The 797-nt window shown below is 69.3% G+C and carries 1 pseudogene; it reads left to right on the top strand.

Going from position 1 to position 797, the window contains the following annotated elements:
- Positions 1–797: pseudogene (locus CF161_RS00030) on the top strand (alpha/beta hydrolase); the annotation flags it as partial.

Here is a 797-nt window from a genome sequence, read left to right as displayed (position 1 = left end):
CCTGCCCGCGCTGCTCGCCAGCCAGCCCGACGCCACCTGGGCGGTGCGTTCCTCAAGCTACGGCGAAGACCAGGCCGACGCCGCCAATGCCGGCCTCAGCACCACCTACCTGCGCGAGCCGGCCAGCACCGTGCCGGCGCGCATCGCTACGCTGCGGGCGGCCGGTGTCGAGGAAGTGGTGGTGCAGCGCTTTATCACCCCGACGCTGTCGGGCATCGCCTTTGTCCGGCACCTGGGGGTGGAGCTGGAGTGGGTCGAAGGCCATCTGGAGGCCTTGGCTGACGGCCAGTCCAGCCCTGAACGGGCGATTTTGTCGCGGCTTGGAGGCGCCTGGGCCAGCGGTCAGTTCCCGACCGCCCACGGCTTGAGCAGCGCAATGCTCTGGGACTTTTTGCAGGGCGTGCTGAAAACCTTCCACTACGTGCCCGGCGATGTCGAATGGGCCTGGGACGGCGCGCAGCTGTGGCTCCTGCAATACCGGCCGATCAGCGATTACGGCTGGCGCCGGCACCTGACCGCCGCCAATATCGCCGAGATCCTGCCGCCCCAGCCCAGCCGCTTCGTGGAGTACGGGCAACGGCGGGCGGCGGCGAGCATTCCGGCGATCATGGCGCGCTGGGATTCGCGGATCCTCGAAGACAATGAGCCGTTCACCGCGGTGTTTGGCGGCGCGTCCTACATCAACAATGATCTGTTCCTCGCCCGTCTGGCCGACTGGGGCGTGTCCTCGGCCAGCTATGCCGGCGAGGTCGGCGGCGCCACCCCGCACCTGCCATGGCGCCCGGCGCGCCTGCTGC

It is taken from the genome of Pseudomonas sp. CF161, from assembly GCF_000416215.1.
In the GTDB taxonomy this organism is placed as follows: Bacteria; Pseudomonadota; Gammaproteobacteria; order Pseudomonadales; family Pseudomonadaceae; genus Aquipseudomonas.
The sequence above is the reverse complement of the archived record's forward strand: the minus strand, read 5'-3'. Positions and strand labels throughout refer to the sequence as shown.